Here is a 24,027-nt window from a genome sequence, read left to right as displayed (position 1 = left end):
GCCGCCTGTCCACAACCAAAACCGAGTACGACCACACCCACGACTACCGCCACGGCGGACCCACCATCCAGATCAACGGCGGCAACGTCTGCAACCACGACCACGACCTCAAAACGAAGGGAGGCTGGCGACTCGAACAACCCGAACCCGGAACGTTCACCTGGCACACCCCACTCGGACAAACCCACACCACCCAGGGCGAACCCATCATCACCCCACTACCCGACGACGACCCCGACCCACCACCGTTCTGAACGGGACGACCGGATCAGCCGGCCTCGGCGACCGGGCCGGCGGCGCCACCGTCCACGCGGTGGCTGAAGCGGCGGCGATAGGCAGTCGGGGTTGCGCCGACCCGGCGGGTGAAGTGATGGCGCAGGGCGGCGGCGTTGCCGAAGCCGGCGCGGCGAGCCACCGTGTCCATGGTCAGGGTGGTCTGTTCCAGTAGGCGGCGGGCCAGGAGGACTCGTTGGCCGGTCAGCCAGTCGTGCGGAGTTGCGCCGGTCTCGGCGACGAAGCGGCGGGCGAAGGTACGGACGGCCATGTGCGAGCGGTCGGCCAGCTGCTCGATGGTCACCTGCTCGTCGAGGTGTTCGACCAGCCACTCCAGCAGCGGCTCCAGGGTGGGGGCGTCGCTGGTCTTGGGCACGGGGGCCTCGACGTACTGGGCCTGGCCGCCGTCGCGGTGCGGGGGCACCACCATCCGGCGCGCCAGCTTGTTGGCGACCTCGGAGCCGTGTTCGCGGCGGACCAGGTAGAGGCCCAGGTCGATGCCGGCGGCGGTGCCGGCGCTGGTCATGATGTTGCCGTCGGCCACATACAGGGAGTTGGGCTCGACGATGGCCGTCGGGTAGCGGCGGGCCAGTTGCTCGGCGTAGCGCCAGTGCGTGGTGCAGCGGCGGCCGTCCAGCAGGCCGGCCTCGGCCAGCACGAACGCCCCGGAGCAGACGCTGAGCAGCTCGGCGCCACGGTCGGCGGCGGTGCGCAGGGCGGCGAGGGCGGCGGGTGGCACCGGGGAGTTCATCGGGTGCGCGGGCACGCCGATCAGGTCGGCCTCGGCGAGCGGGGCCAGGTCGGCATGCGGGGTCAGGTGGAAGCCGAGGGAGGTACGGACCGAGCGGCCGTCCGGGCCACAGACGGTGAACTCGTAGCCGGGGATGCCGTCGTCGGTGCGGTCGATGCCGAAGACCTCGCACAACACGCCCAGCTCGAACGGGGCCACCCCGTCGAGGACCAGCGCGGCGACGCGTCGGATCACGCCAGCGAGCATAGCCGAACACTGGCCGAAAATCGACGAACTATGGCATCACTGCCACTCGAAGGGTCGTGTCCTCCGGCGGATCATTGAGGACAGACCCGGTGCGCACCGGCCGCGAACTTCACTCCACCGAGAGAGGCACGGCCGTCATGGGAATCGCAATCTTGACGTTCATCCTGGTCATCGCGCTGGCCTCGGCGGCCGGCTGGACCGCCGACAGCCGCGACAGCGCGGACTGGAAGCCCTATGTGTTCGGCGTGCTCGGCGGCGCGATGAAAGCGTGCCGGAGGCGGGTCCGGGCTCAGGTCTCGAACTTGTAGCCGAGACCGCGCACGGTGACCAGGTGCTTCGGCGCGGACGGGTCGGACTCGATCTTCGAGCGGAGCCGCTTGACGTGCACGTCCAGGGTCTTGGTGTCGCCCACGTAGTCGGCGCCCCAGACGCGGTCGATGAGCTGGCCCCGGGTGAGCACCCGGCCGACGTTGCGCAGCAGGTACTCCAGCAGGTCGAACTCCTTGAGCGGCAGCGGCACCTCGCCGCCGGCCACCGTGACCACGTGCCGCTCCACGTCCATCCGGACCGGGCCGGCCTCCAGCACGGGCGGGGACATGTCCTCGGACTCGCCGCCCCGGCGGAGCACGGCGCGCACCCTGGCGATGAGCTCGCGCGCGGAGTAGGGCTTGGTCACGTAGTCGTCGGCGCCGAGCTCCAGGCCGACCACCTTGTCGATCTCGCTGTCCCGGGCGGTGACCATGATCACCGGGACGGCGGAGCGCTGCCGCAGCGCCTTGCACACGTCGGTGCCGCTCATGCCGGGGAGCATCAGGTCGAGCAGCACGATGTCCGCGCCGTTGCGGTCGAACTCGTCGAGCGCGTCCTGGCCGGTGCCGGCCACCGCGGCGGTGAAACCCTCCTTGCGCAGCAGGAAGGCCAGCGGGTCGGCGAACGACTCCTCGTCCTCGACGATCAATACCCTGGTCACAGCACACCTCCTGGTTCGCTCACGCGCGTGGCGTGCCCACCGTTCTGGATCGCTTGCTGAGCGTTTGGTAGAGCGCCGTTGCTCGACGGTTCGGTCCCGACCCCGTGGACGGGGAGCCTGAGGGTGAACGTGGATCCGGTGCCGGGCCGGCTCCACAGCCGGACCTCGCCGCCGTGGTTGGCGGCCACGTGCTTGACGATGGCCAGCCCAAGGCCGGTGCCGCCGGTGGCCCGCGACCGGGCCGGGTCGACCCGGAAGAACCGTTCGAACACCCGCTGCTGGTGCTGCGGCTCGATGCCGATGCCCCGGTCGGTGACCGCGATCTCGACCAGGTCGCCCACCCGGCGGCGGCTGACCGACACGGCGGTGTCCGGCGGCGAGTACGAGATGGCGTTGTCCAGCAGGTTGGACAGCGCGGTGACCAGCAGCGTTCGGTCGCCGTCCACCAGCAGGCCGCTGTCGGCGTCCACGTTGATGCCGATGCCGGTGGACTCGACCACCAGCTTGGTGCGGGCCAGCGACTCGGCGATCACGTCGTCCACCTCGACCACCGCCAGCTCGGGCAGCCGCTCGGCCCCGGTCAGCCGGGACAGCGCGATCAGCTCGGTGACCAGCGAGCCCAGCCGGGTGGACTCATTGAGGATCTTGGTGGCGAACCGGCGGACCTCGTCCGGGTCGTCGGCGGCGTCCAGCACGGCCTCGGCGAGCAGCGCGACCGCCCCGACAGGGGTCTTGAGCTCGTGGCTGACGTTGGCCACGAAGTCGCGGCGGGTGGCCTCCAGGCGGACCATCTCCGAGGTGTCCTCGGCGTCCACCACGGCGAACCCGTCGCCCAGCGGACGCACCTGCCCGACCACCGCCTCCGGCTGGCGGCCCCGGTGCTCCAGCGGGGACAGGTCCACCTCCAGCGGCTGGCCGGAGTCGACGACCTGCTCGGCGGCCTTGAGCGCCCGGGGGTCCGCGCGCGCCACCTTGACCACCCCGAGCTCGGTGGCCCGGGGGTTGTGCAGCACCACGTCGCCGTGCCTGTTCAGCACCGCGAGCCCGTTGCGGGAGGACTGCACCAGCAGGTTGAGCAGATCGGCAAACGTGGGACCCGGAGGGCGGGCGCGCCGGACGGAACGACGACGAGCCCACAACCACCCGGCGGTCAGGCCCACGAAAAGGGTCCCGGCGGCCAGGGCGACGCTCGCCAGGAAGCTCACGGCAGCATCGTATGTCGCATCAGGGGGCCGTTGACCAGCCCGAACCACCGAGAGGTGACGAGTCCGACCCCCGCCGGGACCAGATTTCCGCGGTCGTTCACCCGCCGTTCACACTGACGGGCGATCCGTTATGCCACGAACTAGCGACCTTGGTTCGCGACAGCGCGCGCGGCGACCTCGGCGGCCTCCGGATCCAGGTACTCGCCCCGGGGCGTGAGCGGGCGCAACGCGTCGTCCAACCGGTACCGCAGCGGGATGCCGGTGGGGATGTCCAGGCCGGCGATGTCCGCGTCGGAGATCCCGTCCAGGTGCTTGACCAGAGCCCGCATCGAGTTGCCGTGCGCGGCCACCAGCACCGTGCGCCCGGCGCGCAGGTCGGGCACGATCGCGGACTCCCAGTACGGCAGCATCCGCGCGACCACGTCCTTCAGGCACTCGGTGCGCGGCGCGCCATCCTCGATGCCGGCGTAGCGCGGGTCGGCGGACTGGTCGAACTCGCTGCCCGGCTTGATGGGCGGCGGCGGGGTGTCGTACGAGCGGCGCCAGAGCATGAACTGCTCGTCGCCGAACTCCTCGCGGGTCTGCTTCTTGTTCTTGCCCTGCAGCGCGCCGTAGTGCCGCTCGTTGAGCCGCCAGTCCCGGCGCACCGGGATCCAGTGCCGGTCGCAGGCATCCAGCGCCAGGTTCGCGGTCGAGATGGCCCGGCGCAGCACCGAGGTGTGCACCACGTCCGGCAACAGGCCGGCCTCGGCGAGCAGCTCACCGCCCCGGCGGGCCTCCTGCTCACCCTTCGCGGACAGCGCGACGTCCACCCACCCGGTGAACAGGCCCTTCGCGTTCCACTCGCTCTCACCGTGTCGCAACAACACCAGCTGGTACGGCTCGCTCATGAGAACCCACTGTGCCAGAGTGACAGCCGCAGCTGTCCCGGTGCTCGATGGACGCCGGGATGCGCACGGTGCTCGGCGGCAGGTCGGGCTCGGCCAGCCGGCGCATCAGCAGCTGCACCGCCCGCGCGCCCATCGCGTGGCAGGGCTGCGCGGCGGCGGTCAGCCGGGGCCGCACCAGCGGGGACCACTCGAAGTCGTCGAAGGCCACCATCGCCACGTCGTGCGGCACCCGCACGCCGCGCCGCTCCAGCGTGGTCAGCGCGCCGACGGTCATCGCGTTGTTGCCGCTGAACACCGCCGTCGGCGGCATCGGCCGCTCCAGCAGCCGGGCCATGGCCCGCCGGCCGCCGTCCACGCTGGACTCACCGCAGACGATCAGAGCCTCGTCCACGGTGGCCCGCCGGCGCCGGTGCGCGCGCCGGTAGCCGGCCTCGCGCTCGCTGGTGGTGGACAGCCCGGACAGGCCGCTGATCATCCCGATGCGGCGGTGGCCGAGCCGGAGCAGGTGCTCGACCAGCACGCAGGAGCCCGGCTCGTTCTCCACCCCGACCTGGTCGACGTCCTCCGGCACCATCCTGTCGACCAGCACGAACGGCACCTTCCGCTCGTGCAGCAGCGGCCAGGCGCGCTCCGCCCAGCCGGCGGTCGGGGCCATCACCAGCGCCTCGATCCGGTGCGCGAGCAGGCTGGCCACCGCGCGCCACTCGGTCTCCGGGTCGTCGTGGGTGTCGGTCAGCACCAGCACCCGGCCGGCGCGGGCCAGCTCCTGCTCCACGCCCTGCACCAGGTCGGAGAAGTACGGGTTGGACACCCCGGACAGGGTCAGCCCGACCGCCGTCAGGTTGCGCGGCATCTGGCCCGGACGGGTGACCCGGCGGCGGTAGCCCAGCTCGGCCATGGCCCGCTCCACCTGGCGGCGGGTCTCGGCGGCCACCGTCCGGGTGCCGTTGAGCACGTGGGACACCGTCGTGATCGAGCAGCCGGCCGCCTCGGCGACCTCGCTCATGGTGGCCATCCGCCGATCCCTCCGCCGTGACCGGGTTCACCCGGCAGGGGGCCACCCTACTGAGAGCGGAGGCGGTGCGGGAGCGGAAACTCGCCAGGATGAGAACTCGGTCGAGGTGACCGCCGAGGATGCCTGGGGGTCGCTGCCGTCCGAGAGCAGCACCCTGGGCACCCGCCGGCGGCGCAGCTCGCGCCCGTACTCCTCCCGCCGCACCGAGACCAGCGTGCGCAGCTCGGCACCGCGCAGCGCGCGCCGCGCCTCGGCCAGGGTCAGGAAGAACACGTCGCCCGCGTCGTCCAGCCGCCCGGCCGAGGCCAGCTCGACGCCCACCTCGGCCACCGCCGCGCGCACCGGGGCCAGCCCGGCCACCAGCCGGTTCGTCGGCGCCCCCCGCATCCCGGCCAGCTCACGGGCCCGGCGCAGCGCCAGGCCGACCAGCAACGCCCGCCACCGGCCCCGGGTGCGCGCGGACGCGACCAGCCGGCGCACGGTGTCCTCGGCGGCCGCCTCGTCGGGCGAGGACGAAACGTCCCGCCGCAGGTGGTTCGACAGCGCGCCGAACAGGTCGGTCGGGTCGTCGGCCCACCGGGGGATGCCGAGGTCGATCCCGGCCGCCGCGTGGTGCCCGTGGCCGGCCAGGAACTCGGCCACGCCGCGCTGGACCACCGGCGGGAGGGTCCCGGTGCGGTAGCGCGCGGCCAGCTCGGCGGCCGGGAGCTCGCGCAGCGTGTTGGCCGCGTAGTGGTCGCCGGCGATCCGGGTGGCCAGCGCCCGCAGCGCCAGGTCCGCCTCGGCGGCGGGGGCGCGCAGCGCCGTCGAAAGGTCACCGGGCCGGGTCAGGCCGCGCAGCAGCCGGCCGGCCAGCGCCGCCATCAGGAACCCGGCGGCCGGCGCCACGGCGCTGCTCGCCACGGCGGCCGGCAGCTCCTCGTGCAGCACCCGCTCGGCGTAGTCCAGGCGCTCGTCGGCGCCCGGTTCGGCACCGGCGCGCCGCTCGTCCTCCCCGGCCAGCCGCCGCCGCGCCCGCCGCGGTGAGACCAGCGCCTCCAGCAGCCGCCACGGTGCCCGCACCCGCCACACCGCCCGGGCCAGCGCCCGCACCAACGGCCACGGTGAGCCGATGCGGACGGCGAACCGGGAGTCCTCGCCGAGCCCGCGCACCACCTCGGCCGCCCGCGCCTCGACCACGCCGAGGGTCCGCACCAACAGCCGCCGGCCCAGCGGATGGCGCAGCGCTGGCGTGATGTCCACGAACGGGCGCTGGCCGGCCACCACCAGCGGGCTCGGCCCCTCCAGCGGGCGGGCCACCTCCACACCAGCCAGGCCGGCGAGCCCGGATCCGAGCACGCGGAACGCGGACAGCCCCATCGGCGTCATCGGCCGGACCAGCCCCTGGGCCAGCGACGCACAGACGTACGCCCGGGCGCCGGACGGGTCGGCGTCGGTGTGGTCCGGCAGCGGGTAGAGCGTGGTGATCGGCCTGGCCTGGGTCAGCCACAGCGCGCCGCCGGTGTCCAGCGCCCACTCGCAGTCCTGCGGCGCGCCGTAGTCGTCCTCCACCCGGCGGCCCAGCTCGGCGAGCTCGCACAGCTGGTCGTCGGTCAGGCCGGTCGGGTGCACGGCGGCCGGGCGTCGCTCGCGGACCTCGCCGCCGTCCAGGCCGAGCACGAACCGGTCGGGGTCCCCCGCCAGGCCCAGGCCGGGGGCGGCGTCGACCACCGCCTCGCGGCGCCGGCCGGTGACCGGGTTGGCGGTGACCATCGCGCCGCTGGCCGCCGAGTCGACCAGCCGCTGCACCACCACCGCCGGGTGGCCGCCGTCGGTCCACGGCGAGGCCCAGCAGCGGTGCACCGCGTCCAGCACCGCATCGGCGCCGGCGACGTGCGGGAACGCCGTGGCCGACGAGCGCACCGCGACCGGGACGTCCGCGCCCAACGCGGCGTACGCCGTGACCACCTCCTCGGCGACCCGAGGCGGCACCGGGGCGGCGAGCAGTGCGGCACGCGCCGTGTCGGACACCGGATGCCCCACCAGCCCGGCCAGCGCGGCGGCCTCCCGGTAGGCGCCCACCGTGACGCAGAACCCGTCGGGCACCGGCAGCCCGGCGCTGGCCAGCTCACCGAGGTTGGCCGCCGTGTCCCCGACCAGCTCCAGCATCGTCGCGTCCACGGCGGCGAGGTTCAGCACCAGCGCGTCCACGGTGGCCTCCAGCTACCAGGAACTCAACGGCTGATGAAAAGTAACACGACGGACCGGGGTGCGGCCAACGTTTAAACGGCGGGGTGGCCGACCCCCTCGATGTCCAGAGAGGGTCGGCCACCCCGCCGCGCAATAGGTATACCGAGTTCAGCGAAGGTGTTTGGCGAAGAAGTCCAGCGTGCGCTGCCAGGCCCGCTCGGCGGCGGACTCGTTGTACATCGAGGGCGCGTCCCAGTTGGAGAACGCGTGGCCGGCGTCGTAGTGGTGCACCACCACGTCCGGGCGGCCGGCGAACCCGGCCTCCACGGCGGCCACCTGGTCGGAAGGGATGTACGGGTCCTGGTCGCCGTAGTGGAACATAAGGGGACACTCAATGTCGTCCGCCCGGTCCAGCATCTCGTGGATGCCCGAGCCGTAGTACGGCACCGCCGCGTCCACCCCGCGCCCGTTCGCCCTGGCGGTGGCCGCGCAGGTGTAGGCGAGCGTGCCGCCCAGGCAGAAGCCCACCGCGCCGACCTTGCCGCTACAGCCGTCCATGCCGAGCACGTGCCCCAGCGTCGAGGCCATGTCCCTGGCCCCGAGCTCCCAGTCGAACCGCTGGACCATGGCCATCCCGTCGGCCAGCCCGGACTCGTCGCGCCGCTCGAAGCCGGGCTCGAGCCGCCAGAACATGTCCGGGACCAGCGTCAGGTAGCCGGCGTCGGCCAGCCGCCCGGCCAGCCCGCGCATGTTGTCGTTCACCCCGAAGATCTCCTGGAACAGCAGGATCCCCGGCCCGGTGCCGCCCTCGGGCACGGCACAGAACGCGGTGAACTCGCCGCCGTCGTGGGCGGCGATCCGCTCGGTGTGTGTGCTGCTCACGTGGTCCTCCCTCGCGCCGGATTTTGTGCACACCGTGCCACGCGCCGAGCCCGCGCGCCCGGGGGATGCTGATATTCGGGGACGAGGAGAGGAGCGCACGCGAATGGTGTGGTTGATGCTGGCCGGAGCGATCGTGACCGAGGTGAGCGCGACGATCCTGCTGCGCCAGTCCGACGGGCTGTCCAGGTGGCTGCCGAGCGTGCTGGTGGTGCTGGGCTACGGGGTGTCGTTCGTGCTGCTGGCCCAGGTGCTCAAGCGGGGGCTGGCGGTCGGCGTGGCGTACGGGATCTGGTCGGCGGTCGGCGTCTCGCTGGTCGCGCTGATCGGGGCGATGTTCCTGGGCGAGTCGCTGACCTGGGTGCAGGTCCTCGGGCTGGTCCTGGTGATCACCGGGGTGGTCGCCGTGCAGTCCGGCACCACCACGCACTGAACGTGCGCCGAACATGCACTGAACACTCGTGCGCCCCGGGCCGATCCGCACGGCCCGGGGCACCCGGTTGGGGAGCGGACTAGGCCGCCGCAGGCGCGCGCGGATACGAACGCCCACGCCCACACGTAACGACTTCATCGCCGACAGGTGACGCGGCGTAACCAATCACCGAACACGTGCGGTGCGACCGCCTGTAGTGCCCTATACAGACCACTCTTTCGGGGGGCGCGCCCGACGCGTAATGGATTACTTGCAAGCCAGGTGTCCTGAATACTCCGTAACCCGGAGTGGAGCAATCGGCGCTTGCACCACCCACCCGTGCCCTAGCAGGCGTTTTACAACGAGACCCACCCGTCGGGAGCACACCGAGCGTTGATACCCTGTTACGCGTGTTACTGTTGAGACCACCTGAATAGGTCAGGCGAGACCCCTTGCATCAATACAGTCTTACTGCCAAGGTTACTTTTCTCACGACGACGTGAAGGAGCTCCAGCACGCCGTCGGAGGGCTTCGTGGTCCGTCCCCCGTGGACCGCGAGCCGTCCTGGCATCTCGTGTCCCCCATTTTGCGAGATGCCGGGGTGGTTAGTGCGGAGTGGCCCAAGTACGTGACTCCCCCTCATAGCTTGGGCCGCTCCGCTCACTTTCCCCAGTCTTTTCCCGTCAGGTGCCGTCGGGCGCGGCGGTCCGTCGCCTGCGCACCAGCCGGCGGGCGGTCAGCCAGGCGCCGGCCAGCAGGCCGAGCAGCACCAGGAACGGCAGCACCACGCCGAGCGCGGTGAGCAGGCCGCTCGCGGCGGCCAGGAACGCCTTCCAACCGGCGGCCAGCCCGCCGAGGAACCCGGTGCCGGCCGGGTCGACCGGCGCCGGCTCGGGGGCGAGCTGGACGGTCAGCGTGGACATCGCCACCCGCCCGGTGACCGACGCCAGCCGCTTCTGCAGCGACTCCAGCGTCGCCTCCCGCTGGGTCAGCTCGGACTCGATCATCACCACGTCGCCCACGGAGGTGGCCTTGTCCAGCAGCGCGCGCACCCGCGCCACGCTGGCCCGCTGGGTGGCCAGCCGGCCGTCCAGGTCGGCCACCTGGTCGGTCACGTCGTCGGCCTGCTCGGAGCGCTCGGTCACCTTGCCGGCACCGGCGAGCTGCCCGGTCACCTCGTTCAGGCGGGTGGCCGGGATCTTCAGGGTGAACGTGGAGAGCTTGTCCACGGACTGCTCGCTGGCCACGAACCCGCCCACTCCGCCCGCGAGCGCGCGCACCTTCGCGGCCACCGAGGGGAGGTCGGCCACCGTGAGCTCCAGCCGGGCGGTGCGGGCCACCTGGCGGTCCGGCTCGGCGGCGGCCAGGTCGGTCGGGGCCTGCGGCGGGGCGGGCGGGGCGTAGGTCTGCTGGCGCTGGTCGGTGGTCAGCGGCGCGGTGCCCTTGAACTGGGGCTCGGACGCGGCGGCTCCCGGGGCGACCTCGGAGGGAGCGCCGTACCGAGCGGCCCCCGACCGACCGCTCGGCACGGCGTCCTGGCCAGCCCGCTCGGGCTGGGGCGCGGGGTGCGCGGCGGCCGCGGAGTTGCCGGACAGTGTGCCCGATGTTGTCACGAACGCCACAGCAGCCACCCAGGTCACTATGACCACCGCCAGCAGGGCTACCCCGGCCACCACGAACCGGCCGGACCTCCGCTGCCTACCCGCCCGTACCGCCGTCCACACCCGCTGCCATGTCGTCATTGCCCGGCCCCTCTCGCTCGTGTGCGGATGGGACGGAGGGCGATGGCCGTCGGGTTGGTTCGGCGACGGTCACGAATTGGTTACGAGATCAGCGCCTCAGTACGTAGCGTCAGAACGAGACGCAGGGCGGGGTGGCGTCGTCGGCGCGCAGCACCGACTCCTGGTTGAACTTCTGCCGGTAGAGCTGCCGGATCTCGTCGATCTTGACCCCGGGCTGGGTGCCCGCCGACTTCGGGTACAGCAGGACCAGCACCATGGCCTGCTCCCGCGCCAGCTTGCCGTCCGAGCCCCGGAACTGGCCGTAGCCGGACAGCAGCGTCAGCCCGTCCGGGAACCGGGGCGTCACCTCGCTGTCCAGGAACGCGTGGAACTCCTGGTCGCTGATCGGCGGGCCGCCCGCGCGGGTGGTGCCGAAGAACAGCTCGGTGCGGGCGTACGGCTCGCAACCGGGCGGGGCGGGGTTCGCGGCGGGCGGGGTCGCGGGCGGCGCGGCGGCGGACGTGGCGCAGCCGGTGAGCGCGATCAACAGGGTCGCGCCGAGGACGGCAGCCCTGACCGGCGAGGCGAATGGGAGCATCGGAGAAGGATCTCAGCCCGGACGGCCGATGCGGATACGCAGTTTTGCGGTCTACCCGCCGGAGACCAGGTCCTCGAACGCGCGCAGGTTGGCCAGCGACTCGCCGCGATCGACCCGCCACGCCCACTCGCGGCGGATCGAGCTGGCGAAGCCGAGCCTGAGCAGCGTGTTGAAGTCGCCGTCGGCGGCCTCCAGTATCTGGCCGAGCACCCGGTCCAGCTCGTCCGCGGTGACGGCATGCAGGCCCAACCGGCCGACCAGGTGGATGTCGCCGGCCCTGTCGATCGCGTAGTGCACGCCGTACAGCCTGGCGTTGCGCTGCAGCAGGAACCGGTAGACGTCCTGGTGGCACTCGTCGGGGCGCCGGCACACGAACGCGCCGACCAGCAGCGCGTGCTCGGTGACGATCAGCCAGGTCGGGGTCTGCAACCGGGCGGTGCCGGGCAGCGTGACCAGGAACCGGCCGGTGCCGTGCCGGGTGTACGCCAGCCCCTCGTCGTCCAGCGCCCCGGCGATCAGCTTGTCCAGCTCGGCGTTCATCCGGCCAGGCCCTCCTCGGCGGCGAGCCTGGCGCCGAACTCGGCCACCGCGCCGGCATAGGTGGCCAGCAGCGCGTCGGTGGTCCGATCCCAGGAGAACCGCCGCGCGTGCTCCACCGCCCCGGCGGACAGCTCCGCGCGCCGCCCGGGCCGCAGCGCCACCGAGGCCAGCGCGGCCGCCCACTCGGCGGCGCCATGCCCGGGCACCAGCAGCCCGGACCGCCCGTCCGCCACCGCGACCGGCAGCCCACCGACCGCGGCCGCCACCACCGGCGTCCCACAGGCCTGGGCCTCCAGCGCGACCAGCCCGAACGACTCGTTGTGGCTGGGCACCGCTATCACGTCGGCGGCCCGGTACACGTCGGCCAGCGCCTCGCCCGAGCGCGGCGGCAGGAACCGCACCTGCTCGGCGATGCCCAGCGAGGCGGCCAGCATGCGCAGCGCCGTCGGCTCGGCCATGCCGGTGCCGGACGGCCCGCCCACGACCAGCACCACCAGCCGACGGCGCAGGTCCGCTTCTTCACCACGGGCGCGAGCCTTGTCGAACAGCTCGGCGGCGGCGTGCAGCAGCACGTCCGGGGCCTTGAGCGGCTGGATGCGGCCGACGAAGGCGAGCACCACCGCGTCCGGCGGCAGGCCCAGCTCGGCGCGCGCCAGGTGCCGGTTGCCGGGCACGAACCTCCGCAGGTCCACCCCGGGCGGGATGGTCACCGTCCGCTCCGGGTCTGCGCCGTAGAGGTCGATGAGCTGGGCGGTCTCCGCCTCGGTGTTTCCGACCAGCCGGTCCGCCTCGGCGACGATCTGCTCCTCCCCGAGCACCCGCGACCGGGGCTCCGGAGTGTCGCCGTCGGCCAGCGCGGCGTTCTTGACCTTGGCCAGGGTGTGCGCGGAGTGCACCAGCGGCACCCCCCAGCGGTCCCTGGCCAGCCAGCCGGCCTGCCCGGACAGCCAGTAGTGCGAGTGCACCACGCCGTAGTGGCCTGGCTCGTGGCGCGCCTCGGCACGCAGCAGGCCCAGGGTGAACGCGCACATCTGGCTGGGCAGCTCGTTCTTGCCGAGGTCCTCGAACGGGCCGGCCGGCACGTGCCGCACCTTCACCCCGGGGGCCAGCTCGGCCGTCGGCGGCTGCTCGGACGAGGTGGCCCTGGTGAAGATCTCCACCGGCACCCCGCGCTGCGCCATCCGGATCGAGGTCTGCTCGATGTAGACGTTCATCCCGCCGGCGTCCCCGGTGCCCGGTTGCTCCAGCGGCGAGGTGTGCACGGACAACACGCACACCCTGCGCGGCCATCCGGATGTCCAAGGCCCCGGGCCGCCGAACGTCGGGCTGACTATCCGCCTCACGGGGCCCTTCCTAGCACGCCGGTGGTCGGCTCACCCGGTGACGCGCGACGCCTAAGCTCAGCTTCCGTGACCACCACTCGTCCCACCGCCGTCGTCACCGGTGCCAGCTCGGGCATCGGCGCCGCCACCGCCCGCGAGCTCGCCGGCCAGGGCTTCCACGTCGTCGTCGGCGCCCGCCGGCTGGAGCGGTGCAAGGAGCTGGCCGCCGAGATCGACGGCACCGCCCTGGCACTGGACGTCACGGACGCCGACTCGGTCGCCGCGTTCGTGGCCGCCGTCCCCGCCGCCCGGGTGCTGGTGAACAACGCGGGCGGGGCGCGCGGGCTGGCGCCGGTCGAGGACGCCGACGAGGAGCACTGGCGCTGGATGTGGGAGACCAACGTGCTCGGCACGCTGCGGGTGACCAGGGCGCTGCTGCCGACGCTGGTCGAGTCCGGCGACGGGCACGTGGTCACCGTCACCTCGATCGCCGCGTTCGACGTCTACGACAACGGCGGCGGCTACACCTCGGCCAAGCACGCCCAGTCCGCGCTGCACCGCACCCTGCGCGGCGAGCTGCTGGGCCGGCCGGTGCGGGTGACCGAGATCGCCCCCGGCCTGGTGGAGACGGACTTCTCGCTGGTCCGCTTCGACGGCGACGAGGCGCGGGCGGCCGGCGTCTACGCGGGCATGACCCCGCTCACCGCGTCCGACGTGGCCGAGGTGATCGGCTTCGCGGTCAGCCGCCCGGCCCACGTCAACCTGGACACGATCGTCCTGCGGCCCCGCGACCAGGCCTCCGCCACCCGGGTGCACCGCTCGTGAGTGGCCTCAGTCAAGGGCCGAGAGCTTCTGCCACTCCGGCCAGGGCAGCGTCCAGTCCCAGATGTCGCCGTCCCTGGACGAGAGGTTGACCCCGGAGCCGACGACCTCGACCGGGTCGCCGTACTGGGCCATGTCGTAGTAGTTCTTCGCGTCCTCGGTGGACAGGTTGACGCAGCCGTGGCTGACGTTCGACGAACCCTGGACGCCGACGGTGGCCGGGTTGGCGTGGATGAACTCGCCGTTGTTGCTCATCCGGACCGCCCACTTCTCCATCACGTCATAGCCGTACTGCTGGCTGACCATCCGCTTGTCGGTGAACTTCTCGGTGATCACGTGGATGCCGGAGCGGGTGTTGCGGTTCGGGTCGGAGTCCAGGCCGTAGCTGGCCGGGTAGTTGGCCACCTGCTGCCCGTCGCGCATGACCACGAGCTGGTGGCTGTGCACGTCCGCCTTGGTGATCTGCGCGCGGCCGATGGTGAACGACGTGGTCAGGTTGGCCGCGCCGAACGCGCCGCCGCCGTAGTCCGCGCCGTAGAGGTTCGCCTTCACGTTGACCTTCGTGCCCGGCTTCCAGTACTCGCGCGGGCGCCAGTGGATCCGGGAGCCGCCGTTCTCGTCCGGCAGCCAACCCCAGGCGCCCTCGGTGGGCACCGAGGTCTCGACCGAGAGCACCTTCTCGGCGGACGCCTTGTCGTCGATGTGCGTGGAGAACTGGATCTGGATCGGCGCCGCGATCCCGACGGTGCGGTCGTCGCCGATGTTCACCGTGCCGCGCACCAGCTTGGCCGGGGTCACGACGCTCACCGTGCCGGCCACCGGGACGGTCTTGTTGTCGACGTCGGCGGCGGTGCCGCTCCAGGTGTACGTCTTGCCGAACGCCAGCGGCTCGGCGACCGTCCAGGTGCGGCGGTCCGGGGAGAGCGTGCCCTTCACCGGGGTGCCGCCGGCCGGGGTGAGCGCCACCTCGCGCAGCACACCGTTGGTGGCGCTGACCTGGATCGGGGTGGTCGGCTTCACCGGGGCGGTGCCGGGGCCGGGCTGGTAGCTCAGCGCCACCTTCGGCGGCGAGGGCGCCAGGAGCGGCAACGCGGAGCCTCGGCCGCCGCCGGTGGCCGTCGCCCCCGTGACCACGCCGGCGACGCCGACCAGCGCCACCGCGACCGCCAGCAACGTCCGCCGGAAGTCTCGTCTCGTGCCACCGCCCACTCTTACAGTCCTACAGGCGGCAGCCGACGAATACAGGCTCTGGCGCCAACTCGATACCAAAGGCCCCCCGCACCCCGTCGCGCACCTCACGGGCCAGCGCGAGCAGGTCTTCGGTGGAGCCGGTGCCCCGGTTGGTCAGCGCCAGGCTGTGCCGCCCGGACAGCGACACCCGCCCGCCCGGGCCGGGGTGACCGCGCCGGAATCCGGCCTGTGAGATCAGCCACGCGGCGGACAGCTTCACGTGTCCGTCGGCGGCCGGGTAGCGCGGCATGTCCACATCGGGGGCCGCCTCGACGGGCATCACCGGGTTGGTGAAGAACGAGCCGGCGCTCCAGGTGTCGTGGTCGTCCGGGTCAAGCACCATGCCCTTGGACCGGCGCAGCGCCAGCACGGCGTCGCGGACCTCGTGGGCGGGCGCGCTGGCCCCCTCCGCGACGCCCAGCGTCCTGGCCAGCTCGGGGTAGCGGACGGGTTTGCTTCGCGTGCCGGCGTCCAGGGCCAGCCGGATGCGCAGCACCACGGCGTCGTCGCGGCCCTTGAGCGCACTGTGCCGGTAGGCCAGCCCCAGCTCGGCGGCCGGCACGTGCTCGCGGACGGTGCCGGCGCGGCGGTCGTAGAGGTCCACGTCGACCAGCAGCTCGGCGATCTCGACCCCGTACGCGCCGACGTTCTGCACCGGGACGGCGCCGGCCCGCCCGGGGATGCCGGACAGGCACTCCAGGCCGGTCAGGCCGTCGGCCAGGGTGCCGGCCACCACCGCGTCCCAGTCCTCGCCGGCCTCCACGGTGAGCAGCACCTGGCCGTCGCCAGCGTGCTCCTTGCGCACGCCCGTGCTGGCCACCAGCACCGTGGTCCCGGCCACGCCGTCGTCGGACACCACGAGGTTCGAGCCGCCGCCGAGCACCAGCAGCGGCTCGCCGCCCGCGTCCGCCGTGCGCACCGCGTCCACCACGGCATCCGCCGAGCCGGCGCGCACCAGCCGCCGAGCCGGGCCGCCGAGGCGGAGCGTGGTGTACGCGGCGAGGCGGGGCGGCGCGTCTGGTTCGGCGCGGGTCGTCACATCCGGCAACGGTAGCGGTCGGTACTGTCTGCCCATGCCTCGGCCGATTCGGTTCCGGTTCCGGTACGCCGCCCCGGCGGACCGCGTGTACGGCGCGCTGGTCGACCGCTCCTACCTGGACGCGCGGCTGGCCACGATGGGCGGCAAGGACGCGGCGGTGGTGGAGCTCACCTCGGACGCCGACAACGCCCGCTACGTGCTGCACCAGGGCGTGGGCGCCGAGCAGCTGCCCGGGTCCGTCGCCCGGATCCTGCCCGGCGACCTGGTCATCGAGCGCACCGAGACCTGGCAACGCGGCGGGCCCGGCCGCTACGAGGGCACCGTCTCCGCGACCGTGCGGGGCGCGCCGGGAAAGATCGACGGCGTGCTGTCGCTGGTCGACGTGGACGGGGGCAGCGAGTACGGGCTGGACGGCGAGGCCAAGGTGGACGTCCCGCTGCTCGGCGGCGCCATCGAGGCCATGGTCGCCGAACAGATCACCAAGCTGATCGACGGCGAGGCCCGGTTCACCGAGGACTGGCTGGCCCGGTGAGCGACCGCAGTTTCGTCATCACGTTCAGCTGCCCGGACCGCACCGGGATCGTGGCCCGGATCTCCGGCTTCCTGGCCGACGCCGGCGGCTGGATCACCGAGGCGGCGTATCACACCGACTCCGACACCGGGTGGTTCTTCACCCGCCAGGTGGTCCGCGCGGACTCGCTGCCGTTCGACGCCGACGAGCTGCGGCAACGGTTCGCGGCGGTCGCGTCCGGGTTGTCCGACCAGGCGTCCTGGAAGGTCACCGACACCGGCGAGACCAAGCGGATAGTGCTGCTGGTCACCAAGGACGGGCACTGCCTGCACGACCTGCTCGGGCGCGCGGCCAGCGGGGAGCTGCCCGGCCGGATCAGCGCCGTGATCGGCAACAACGAGGCGCTGCGCGGCATGACCGAGGCGCACGGGCTGCCGTTCTCCTACGTCCCGTTCCCGGCGCTCGGGATGAACGGCGACGCCCGCTCCGCCGCGTTCGAGGAGCTGGCCGGGCAGGTCGACGCGCACGAGCCGCACGCGGTGGTGCTCGCCCGGTTCATGCAGATCGTGCCGGCCAAGCTGTGCGAGGCGTGGGCCGGGCGCGCGATCAACATCCACCACAGCTTCCTGCCGTCGTTCGTCGGCGCCCGCCCGTACCACCAGGCGCACGCCCGCGGCGTCAAGCTGATCGGCGCGACCTGCCACTACGTGACGGCCGACCTGGACGCCGGGCCGATCATCGAACAGGACGTGATCCGGATCGACCACGGCGACACAGTGGCCGACATGGTCCGCCTCGGCCGCGACGCCGAGAAGCTCGTCCTGGCTCGCGGCCTGCGCTGGCACCTGGAGGACCGCATCCTCATCCAGGGCAACAAGACGATCACGTTCACGTAGGGAGACCCGTGAGTGGTTAGCATTGTCATAGCAACGCTAACCACTCACGGGTTGTCCTCAGGCGGCGTGCGCGGGGACTTCGGCCGGCTCCAGGGCGAGGTCCAGGACCTCGGCGACGTCGGCGACCGGGTGCACCCTCAGCGCGCCTCGGACGGACTCGGGCAGGTCGTCCAGGTCCGGCTCGTTGCGCTTCGGGATGATCACGTCGGTCAGGCCGGCGCGGTGCGCGGCGAGCAGCTTCTGCTTCACCCCGCCGATCGGCAGCACCCTGCCCTGGAGGGTGACCTCGCCGGTCATGCCGACGCTGGCCTTCACCGGACGGCCAGAGGCGAGCGAGGCCAGCGCCGTGGTCATGGTGATGCCCGCCGACGGCCCGTCCTTGGGGACCGCGCCCGCCGGGACGTGCACGTGCACCTTGCGGGAGGCCAGCGAGCCGGCCAGCCCGCGCGAGCGCAGGTAGGACAGCGCGATCGACACGGACTCCTTCATGACGTCGCCGAGCTGCCCGGTCACGGTCAGGCCGGCCTCGCCGTCCATGTCGGTGGCCTCGATGAACAGCACGTCGCCGCCGGTTCCGGTGACCGCGAGCCCGGTGGCCACGCCCGGCACGGAGGTGCGCTCCGCGGACTCCGGGGTGAACCTCGGCCGGCCCAGGTAGCCGACCAGTGCGTCGGCGTCGATGTGCACCGGCCGTTCCAGGTCCTGGGAGTCGAGCGACACCGCGACCTTGCGGAGCACCTTGGCCAGGCCGCGCTCCAACTGGCGGACGCCGGCCTCCCGGGTGTACTCGGCCGCGATCATGGACAGCGCCACGTCGGTGAACTCGACGTCGGACGGCTCCAGGCCGGCCTTCTCGACCTGGCGGGGCAGCAGGTGGTCGCGCGCGATGGCGACCTTCTCCGCCTCGGTGTAGCCGTCCAGCGTGACCAGCTCCATCCTGTCCGCCAGCGGGCCGGGGATGGTCTCGGCCACGTTCGCGGTGGCCAGGAACAGCACATCGGACAGGTCCAGGTCGACCTCCAGGTAGTGGTCCCGGAAGGTGTGGTTCTGCGCCGGGTCGAGCACCTCCAGCAGCGCGGAGGACGGGTCGCCCCGGAAGTCCGCGCCCAGCTTGTCGATCTCGTCCAGCAGCACCACCGGGTTCATCGAGCCGGCCTCGCGGATCGCGCGCACGATCCGGCCGGGCAGCGCGCCCACGTAGGTGCGCCGGTGTCCCCGGATCTCCGCCTCGTCGCGCACGCCGCCCAGCGCGACCCGCACGAACTTGCGGCCCAGCGACCGCGCCACCGACTCGCCCAGTGAGGTCTTGCCCACACCGGGCGGCCCGACCAGCGCCAACACCGCGCCGGAGCCACGCCCGCCGACCTTCTCCATACCCTTGCGAGCCCGCCGCGAGCGAACCGCCAGGAACTCGATCAGCCGCTCCTTGACGTCGTCCAGGCCGGCGTGGTCGGCGTCCAGCACGGCGCGGGCGGCCACCAGGTCGTCGGCGTCGTCCGTCCTGGTGTTCCAAGGAATGTCCAGCACGGTGTCCAGCCAGGTGCGGATCCACCCCGACTCCGGGGACTGGTCGGACGCCCGCTCCAGCTTCCCGACCTCGACCAGCGCGGCCTTGCGGACGTCATCGGGCAGGTCGGAGGCCTCGACCCGGGCCCGGTAGTCCTCGCCGCCGTCCGGCTCGGACTCGCCCAGCTCCTTGCGGATGGCGGCCAACTGCTGGCGCAGCAGGAACTCGCGCTGGGTCTTCTCCATGCCCTCGCGGACATCGTCGGCGATCTTCTCGCTGACCTCCTGCTCGGCCACGTGCTCGCGCGTCCAGCCGACCAGCAGCTCCAGCCGCTTCGTCACGTCCGGCTCGGCGAGCAGCTGCAGCTTGCGCTCGGTGTCCAGGTAGCTGGCCCAGCCGGCGGTGTCGGCCAGCTGGCCGGGGTCGGTGATCTGCTCCACGGAGTCGATCACCTGCCAGGCGTTGCGCCGCTGCAGGATGCCGACGACCAGCGCCTTGTACTCCTTGGCGAGCTCCTGCGCCCGCCCGGTCGCGCCGCCCGTGTCGGGCAGCGGGGTGGCCTCCACCCAGAGCGCGGCGCCCGGCCCGGCCACCCCGGAGCCGATGCGGGCGCGCTGCTCGCCGCGCACCACGGCGGCCGGTTCGCCGGTCGGCATCCGGCCGACCTGAACCAGCACCGCCACCGTGCCCACGGCCGCGTACTGGCCCTCCGGCCGGGGCACCAGCAGGACCCGGCGCTCGCCGCTCTCGACACCACTCTGCGCCGCATCCACCGCGGCGCGCGGTTCTGGCTGGTCGAGCTCGATCGGCACGACCATGCCGGGCAGCACGACCGAGTCGGTCAGCGGTAGCACCGGCAGCTTCAGTGTGTCTGTCATGCCCGCTGCAACGCGGGACAACCGGAACTCATTCCGCACGGAGCAGGGAAGTTGAGCCTTGTCCGCTCAGGGCTGAACGGGGAACTACCTGCGGCCGCCCTGGACCTCGATCAGGACCGGCCGGACGTCGACGAGGTACACCAGCGCCGCGATCAGGCCGGCCACCCAGAACAGGGTCATCGGACCCCTGCACAACACCAGTACCAGCAGGCCGATTCCGGTGATCGCCAGCCAGGCCGGCTTGGTGAGCTTGTCGGCTGCCGTGAACGCGTCGGGCCGGGACCGCAGCGCGTCGATGAACGCCCACGCGCCGACGGGTATGCCGACGATCCATATCGCCTGGTTGATGTAGAAGTCCAGGTACCTGAGCAGCTCCACCTGGTAAGACTACGTCCGGTTGGCGGTTCGGGACACTCTCCGCCACCGAAACGGGCCGGACCCGGGTGCGTGCGACACCCGGGTCCGGCCCTGTTGAGCAGCGGTTTTACTTGGAGCCGCCGCTGCCGTTGGTTGCACGGCGAGCGGTCGACTGCTTGCGCGGAGCGGTCCGGTTGGCGGCCTTCCGGGTGGTGCTGCGGGTGGTGTGCGCCACCTCGTCACCGGTCTCCCGAACGGCCTCGGCCACGTCGGCGCCCGCCTCGGACGCCTTCTCGGCGGCGTCGGCGGCCACTCGCTGGGTGGCGCGGGCGGCCCGCTCGCCCACCGAGCGGGTCTGGCCGCTCACCCGGCCGAGCACCTCCTCGCCGGCGTCGTGCACGTCGTCGACGACCCGGTCCACTCGCTTGTCGAGCTTCTCGCTGGCGTCCTCGACGGCGCTGATGAACCGCGCGACCCTCGGCTCACGGCGCAGCCGCTCCAGGGTGTCCTCGCCCCGGTCGGCCAGCTCGGTGTAGGCCTTGCGGGCGCGCTCGGTCACCTCGTCGACGCGCTTGCGCAGCTCGTCGCCGGTGAGCCTGCCGCGCTCCGACTCGAACCGCTCGCGCAGCTCGGTGGGCAGCTCGGCCAGCTGGTCCTGCAGCTTCTCCGCGCGCGTCCGGGCGGCCTTCTGGCGCTCGGTGGCGCGGGTGCGGGCCTTGGCAACCGCGTCGTTGACCTTGTTCACGGCGAGGTCACCGGCGCCGAGCCAGGCCAGCAGCGGGGTGCGGACCAGGTCGAACTGGGTGTTGACGGCCTTGGTGGCCTGCGCGCGAACCTTGCGCACGTCGGCCGATGTCGGCAGCGATGCGGCCATGATGATCACCTTTTCTGGGGTGGTTGTATCGCCGGAGCGCCCCTGTCGGGCGTTCCGGTAGACGTTGTTCTGGCTGGCTAGTGCTCTGGCTTGTCGGCGAGGCCGTCGACCGGGTCGACGACCTTCGACCAGTCGGCCGGGCGGGACTGTTCGTTCTCCCGACGGAACGACTGGTAGATGTCGAGCAGCACCTGCTTCTGCCGCTCGGTGAGCTCCGTGTCGGCGAGCACGGCGTCGGTCACCGCGCTGGCGGGCCGCCGTTCCAGGATCCCGGCCCTGACGTAGAGCGCCTCCGCCGAGATCCGCAGGCCCTTGGCGATCTGCTGCAGGATCTCCGCCGACGGCTTGCGCAACCCCCGCTCGACCTGGCTGAGGTAGGGGTTGCTGACGCCGGCCAGCTTGGCGAGCTGGCGGAGCGAGACCTGCGCGCCTTCGCGCTGCTGGCGGATGTACTCGCCGATCTCCTCGACCGCCTGCCCGACGGTGTGGCCGACCTGTTCGGCCCGGTTGGACTCGGGCTTGCCCATCTCGACCACCTCCCCGACCGGCGTCGTTTGTTCTTACCGATACCCAAGGTAGCTCAATGTGCTAGCTCTAGCAAGCGCTCTGCTTGCACCCCGTCGAGTGGCCTTCGCCACGGTCACGGCCGGGTCTGACAGATACCCCGACTCACCCTGACAAAATCCCCGACTCGCGGACCCGCCTGGGTCACGTGATCATTTGGGAGACGGCGTAGATGACTAGGCCGGCGAGGGAACCTACGACCGTGCCGTTGATGCGGATGAACTGGAGGTCGCGGCCGACCTGGAGCTCGACCTTGCGGGACGTTTCCTGGGCGTCCCAGCGGGCCACCGTGTCGGTGATCAGGGTGGTGATCTCCTTGCGGTAGTGGCGGACCACGTAGCCGGCGGCGTCTTCGAGCCAGCCGTCGAACTTGGCGCGGAACTCGGCGTCGGTGTGCAGGCGCTGGCCCAGGCCGGCGAGGCCCTCGGCGACCCGGCGGCGCAGCGCGCTGGACGGGTCGGCGGCGGCGTCCAGGATCATGGTCTTGATGGTGGTCCAGGCCTTGCCGATCAGGCGCTGGACGTCGGGGTGCTCGACGAACTGGTGCTTGATCGACTCGGCGCGGTCGATGGTGGCCGGGTCGTGCTGCAGGTCGTGGGCGAACTCGACCAGGAACTTGTCCACGGCCTTGCGCATCGGGTGCTCGGGGTCGGTCTTGACGGCCCAGGCGAAGGCCAGGACCTCGCTGAACACCTTGTCCGCGATCATCGCGTCGACGAACCGGGGCGACCAGGTGGGGGCGTGGTCGGCGACCACGCGCATGACCAGGTCGTGGTTGGCGCGGACCCAGTCGTAGGCCCGGTCGCAGACCAGGTCGACCAGGCGGTGGTGGGTGCCGTCGGCGAGCACGCCTTCGAGCACCTTGCCCAGCGGCGGCCCCCACTGCTGGCTCATCAGCTGGCGGACCACGACCTGTTCGACGACCTCCTGGACGTCCTCGTCGCGCAGCACGGTGACGGCACCCCGGACGGCGGTGGCCAGTTCGGCGGTGACCCGTTCGGCGTTCGCGGGCTCGGCCAGCCAGCCGCCGATGCGGCGGGGCAGCTCGGTGCGGTGGAGCTTGTCGCGCACGACCTCCTCGGCGAGGAAATTGCTGCCCACGAAGTCGCCGAGGCTGTCGCCGATCTGGTCCTTCTTGGTCGGGATGATCGCGGTGTGCGGGATCGGCAGGCCCAGCGGGCGGCGGAACAGGGCGGTCACCGCGAACCAGTCGGCCAGCGCGCCGACCATGCCGGCCTCGGCGGCGGCCTTGACGTATCCGACCCAACCGGGGCCGCCCCGGGACAGCCACCAGTGCGTGGCCAGGAAGACCACCGTGGCGCCGACCAGGAACCCGGTGGCCACCAGCTTCATCCGGCGCAGGTCGCGGCGCTTGGACTCGGTGTCCAGCGGGTCCAAGCCGACCGGGGTCAGCCCGGTCTCTCGCTCCGCTAGCTGTGGGCGCACGTATCCATAGTGCCTGGAGTCTCAGGCAAGGTTTGTGACCGGCCGGGGTTGGTGGCGGGCGGACCACCAACCCCGGCCGAGTCGCACGGGCCTGCCCCGGCGCGCCCCGACGGGCGCAGCAGCGGGGCACAAGGCCCTTGCGAGTGGCTCGCGGTCACCGATGTCGTAGCCGGGAGGCTGGTTGCAAACGACGTCAGGACCGCACGCCAGAGGCGACGCCGGCCGGCCGCTGGGCCACCGACCGGTCGTCCCCCTCGCTGGCGCGCCACCTCACTGCTTCGGCGGCAGCGCCATACACCAGGTTCGACGCGGGCAACCGCCAGCCGCAGCTGGCCGGGTGTACCCGCCAATGCACGAGCCCGTCCGCGCATTCCGACGGCGGGGCGAGCACCCAGGAGCCCACGCCGTGCAGGATCGCGTCCGTGCCGGCCACCTCGTCGGGCAGGTCGGACCCGCCCGGGGTGACCGGGAACCACCAACGCCCGGTCGGCGTGGCCGCCAGCGGGACGACCACGTCGACCGAGCGCAACATGACCGTCATCCGACGGCCCATCCACGCCGGCACCTCGAGCACGTCCAGCACCTCGCCGGTGGTCAGCAGCACCGAGAACGGCGCCTGCGCCCACCATTCGGCCACCACGGCCGGGTCGCTGCTGGAGACCGCGCCCCGGACCGGGACCGGGAGGTTCGCGGCGGCCGGTGACTCCGGCCCGCACCATCCCTCGCCCCGTGACCAGGTGCCGGGCACCACCGGCCAGCCGTGGTCGACCAGACACAGAGCTCCGGCCCTCAGCTCCGCCCCGTACACGGCGGGGGAACTGTTCCACCACGACATTGCTGGCCTCACATTCGCTTCGCTGTCACATTCGTTGTGACTCCTGTGAATAACAACACATCAACTTGGCCAGTGGT

Annotated in this window: 24 protein-coding genes and 1 pseudogene; 6 read left to right on the top strand and 19 right to left on the bottom strand. The window is 72.4% G+C overall.

Annotation, left to right across the window (positions count from 1 at the left end; genetic code table 11):
* Positions 1–254, top strand: a pseudogene (locus N912_RS64625) (hypothetical protein); the annotation flags it as partial.
* A gap of 14 nt (positions 255–268) precedes the next feature.
* Here N912_RS64625 and N912_RS54575 read toward each other — a convergent pair.
* Positions 269–1,258, bottom strand: a complete 990-nt coding sequence (locus N912_RS54575) for a GlxA family transcriptional regulator (protein WP_051580771.1) — start codon at positions 1,256–1,258, stop codon at positions 269–271.
* Positions 1,259–1,407: 149 nt separating this feature from the next.
* Here N912_RS54575 and N912_RS54570 point away from each other — a divergent pair, with 149 nt between their 5' ends.
* On the top strand, positions 1,408–1,578 hold the full coding sequence (locus N912_RS54570; RefSeq protein WP_156993985.1) for a hypothetical protein: 171 nt from the start codon (positions 1,408–1,410) through the stop codon (positions 1,576–1,578).
* Here N912_RS54570 and N912_RS0125505 read toward each other — a convergent pair.
* The 6 genes from N912_RS0125505 to N912_RS0125480 all read right to left on the bottom strand — a co-directional run bounded on the left by N912_RS0125505 (position 1,560) and on the right by N912_RS0125480 (position 8,401).
* Positions 1,560–2,240, bottom strand: coding sequence for a response regulator transcription factor (locus N912_RS0125505; RefSeq protein WP_028924621.1), 681 nt, complete (start codon positions 2,238–2,240; stop codon positions 1,560–1,562). The two genes, N912_RS54570 and N912_RS0125505, sit on opposite strands and share 19 nt — an antisense overlap.
* Positions 2,237–3,445, bottom strand: coding sequence for a sensor histidine kinase (locus N912_RS54565; protein ID WP_051580754.1), 1,209 nt, complete (start codon positions 3,443–3,445; stop codon positions 2,237–2,239). The genes N912_RS0125505 and N912_RS54565 overlap by 4 nt, the downstream gene beginning before the upstream one ends.
* A gap of 140 nt (positions 3,446–3,585) precedes the next feature.
* Positions 3,586–4,335: a phosphoglyceromutase gene (locus N912_RS0125495; RefSeq protein ID WP_028924620.1), complete on the bottom strand. Its 750-nt coding sequence runs from the start codon at positions 4,333–4,335 to the stop codon at positions 3,586–3,588.
* Positions 4,295–5,350 (bottom strand): LacI family DNA-binding transcriptional regulator, encoded by a 1,056-nt coding sequence (locus N912_RS54560; RefSeq protein WP_051580753.1) that lies wholly within the window; start codon positions 5,348–5,350, stop codon positions 4,295–4,297. The genes N912_RS0125495 and N912_RS54560 overlap by 41 nt, the downstream gene beginning before the upstream one ends.
* Before the next feature lie 27 nt (positions 5,351–5,377).
* Positions 5,378–7,540: a PEP/pyruvate-binding domain-containing protein gene (locus N912_RS54555; protein WP_051580752.1), complete on the bottom strand. Its 2,163-nt coding sequence runs from the start codon at positions 7,538–7,540 to the stop codon at positions 5,378–5,380.
* A gap of 147 nt (positions 7,541–7,687) precedes the next feature.
* The gene (locus tag N912_RS0125480) at positions 7,688–8,401 is read right to left on the bottom strand and encodes a dienelactone hydrolase family protein (RefSeq protein WP_037066343.1); all 714 of its coding nucleotides are present in this window, start codon (positions 8,399–8,401) and stop codon (positions 7,688–7,690) included.
* A 115-nt stretch (positions 8,402–8,516) separates the two neighbouring features.
* Between N912_RS0125480 and N912_RS0125475 the strand changes: the two genes are divergently transcribed.
* Positions 8,517–8,831 carry a DMT family transporter gene (locus N912_RS0125475; RefSeq protein ID WP_245645414.1) on the top strand — a complete coding sequence of 105 codons (315 nt, stop codon included), beginning with the start codon at positions 8,517–8,519 and terminating at the stop codon, positions 8,829–8,831.
* Positions 8,832–9,493: 662 nt separating this feature from the next.
* Here N912_RS0125475 and N912_RS54550 read toward each other — a convergent pair.
* The 4 genes from N912_RS54550 to mshA all read right to left on the bottom strand — a co-directional run bounded on the left by N912_RS54550 (position 9,494) and on the right by mshA (position 13,003).
* Positions 9,494–10,552: a DUF4349 domain-containing protein gene (locus tag N912_RS54550; protein WP_084211183.1), complete on the bottom strand. Its 1,059-nt coding sequence runs from the start codon at positions 10,550–10,552 to the stop codon at positions 9,494–9,496.
* 109 nt (positions 10,553–10,661) lie between these two features.
* The gene (locus N912_RS0125465; protein WP_028924616.1) at positions 10,662–11,129 is read right to left on the bottom strand and encodes a DUF3574 domain-containing protein; all 468 of its coding nucleotides are present in this window, start codon (positions 11,127–11,129) and stop codon (positions 10,662–10,664) included.
* A 51-nt stretch (positions 11,130–11,180) separates the two neighbouring features.
* Positions 11,181–11,669 carry a type III secretion system chaperone family protein gene (locus N912_RS0125460; RefSeq protein WP_028924615.1) on the bottom strand — a complete coding sequence of 163 codons (489 nt, stop codon included), beginning with the start codon at positions 11,667–11,669 and terminating at the stop codon, positions 11,181–11,183.
* The gene (gene mshA / locus N912_RS54545; protein ID WP_211261396.1) at positions 11,666–13,003 is read right to left on the bottom strand and encodes a D-inositol-3-phosphate glycosyltransferase; all 1,338 of its coding nucleotides are present in this window, start codon (positions 13,001–13,003) and stop codon (positions 11,666–11,668) included. Before mshA ends, N912_RS0125460 begins: the two co-directional genes overlap by 4 nt.
* Before the next feature lie 75 nt (positions 13,004–13,078).
* Here mshA and N912_RS0125450 point away from each other — a divergent pair, with 75 nt between their 5' ends.
* Entirely contained in the window at positions 13,079–13,816 is a 738-nt protein-coding gene (locus tag N912_RS0125450) for an SDR family NAD(P)-dependent oxidoreductase (RefSeq protein ID WP_028924614.1), read from the top strand.
* 6 nt (positions 13,817–13,822) lie between these two features.
* Here N912_RS0125450 and N912_RS0125445 read toward each other — a convergent pair whose 3' ends face one another.
* Both N912_RS0125445 and N912_RS0125440 read right to left on the bottom strand, forming a co-directional pair.
* Entirely contained in the window at positions 13,823–15,022 is a 1,200-nt protein-coding gene (locus N912_RS0125445) for a L,D-transpeptidase (RefSeq protein WP_051580750.1), read from the bottom strand.
* A 10-nt stretch (positions 15,023–15,032) separates the two neighbouring features.
* Positions 15,033–16,091: a UDP-N-acetylmuramate dehydrogenase gene (locus N912_RS0125440; RefSeq protein ID WP_425415317.1), complete on the bottom strand. Its 1,059-nt coding sequence runs from the start codon at positions 16,089–16,091 to the stop codon at positions 15,033–15,035.
* Positions 16,092–16,116: 25 nt separating this feature from the next.
* Here N912_RS0125440 and N912_RS0125435 point away from each other — a divergent pair, with 25 nt between their 5' ends.
* Both N912_RS0125435 and purU read left to right on the top strand, forming a co-directional pair.
* A complete protein-coding gene (locus N912_RS0125435; protein WP_028924611.1) occupies positions 16,117–16,614 on the top strand; it encodes a DUF2505 domain-containing protein in 498 nt (165 codons plus the stop codon).
* Positions 16,611–17,489: a formyltetrahydrofolate deformylase gene (gene purU / locus N912_RS0125430; protein WP_028924610.1), complete on the top strand. Its 879-nt coding sequence runs from the start codon at positions 16,611–16,613 to the stop codon at positions 17,487–17,489. Before N912_RS0125435 ends, purU begins: the two co-directional genes overlap by 4 nt.
* 57 nt (positions 17,490–17,546) lie before the next feature.
* Here the strand turns inward: purU and lon are convergent, their stop codons facing one another.
* The 6 genes from lon to N912_RS63745 all read right to left on the bottom strand — a co-directional run bounded on the left by lon (position 17,547) and on the right by N912_RS63745 (position 23,923).
* Positions 17,547–19,874 carry an endopeptidase La gene (gene lon / locus N912_RS0125425; RefSeq protein ID WP_028924609.1) on the bottom strand — a complete coding sequence of 776 codons (2,328 nt, stop codon included), beginning with the start codon at positions 19,872–19,874 and terminating at the stop codon, positions 17,547–17,549.
* An 84-nt stretch (positions 19,875–19,958) separates the two neighbouring features.
* The gene (locus tag N912_RS0125420) at positions 19,959–20,252 is read right to left on the bottom strand and encodes a DUF2516 family protein (protein ID WP_084211181.1); all 294 of its coding nucleotides are present in this window, start codon (positions 20,250–20,252) and stop codon (positions 19,959–19,961) included.
* A 106-nt stretch (positions 20,253–20,358) separates the two neighbouring features.
* Positions 20,359–21,105, bottom strand: coding sequence for a hypothetical protein (locus tag N912_RS54540; protein ID WP_051580769.1), 747 nt, complete (start codon positions 21,103–21,105; stop codon positions 20,359–20,361).
* A 77-nt stretch (positions 21,106–21,182) separates the two neighbouring features.
* Positions 21,183–21,632: a helix-turn-helix domain-containing protein gene (locus N912_RS54535; protein ID WP_064745379.1), complete on the bottom strand. Its 450-nt coding sequence runs from the start codon at positions 21,630–21,632 to the stop codon at positions 21,183–21,185.
* Between the two features lie 181 nt (positions 21,633–21,813).
* Positions 21,814–23,022, bottom strand: coding sequence for a DUF445 domain-containing protein (locus tag N912_RS0125405; RefSeq protein ID WP_084211211.1), 1,209 nt, complete (start codon positions 23,020–23,022; stop codon positions 21,814–21,816).
* A gap of 286 nt (positions 23,023–23,308) precedes the next feature.
* Positions 23,309–23,923: a bifunctional DNA primase/polymerase gene (locus N912_RS63745; RefSeq protein WP_156993983.1), complete on the bottom strand. Its 615-nt coding sequence runs from the start codon at positions 23,921–23,923 to the stop codon at positions 23,309–23,311.
* Between the last annotated feature and the right edge of the window lie 104 nt (positions 23,924–24,027).

The organism is Actinospineispora acaciae DSM 45401 (genome assembly GCF_000620785.1).
GTDB classification, from domain to species: domain Bacteria; phylum Actinomycetota; class Actinomycetes; order Mycobacteriales; family Pseudonocardiaceae; genus Pseudonocardia; species Pseudonocardia acaciae.
Note: the sequence above shows the minus strand (reverse complement) of the source record. Positions and strands in the feature narration are given on the sequence as shown.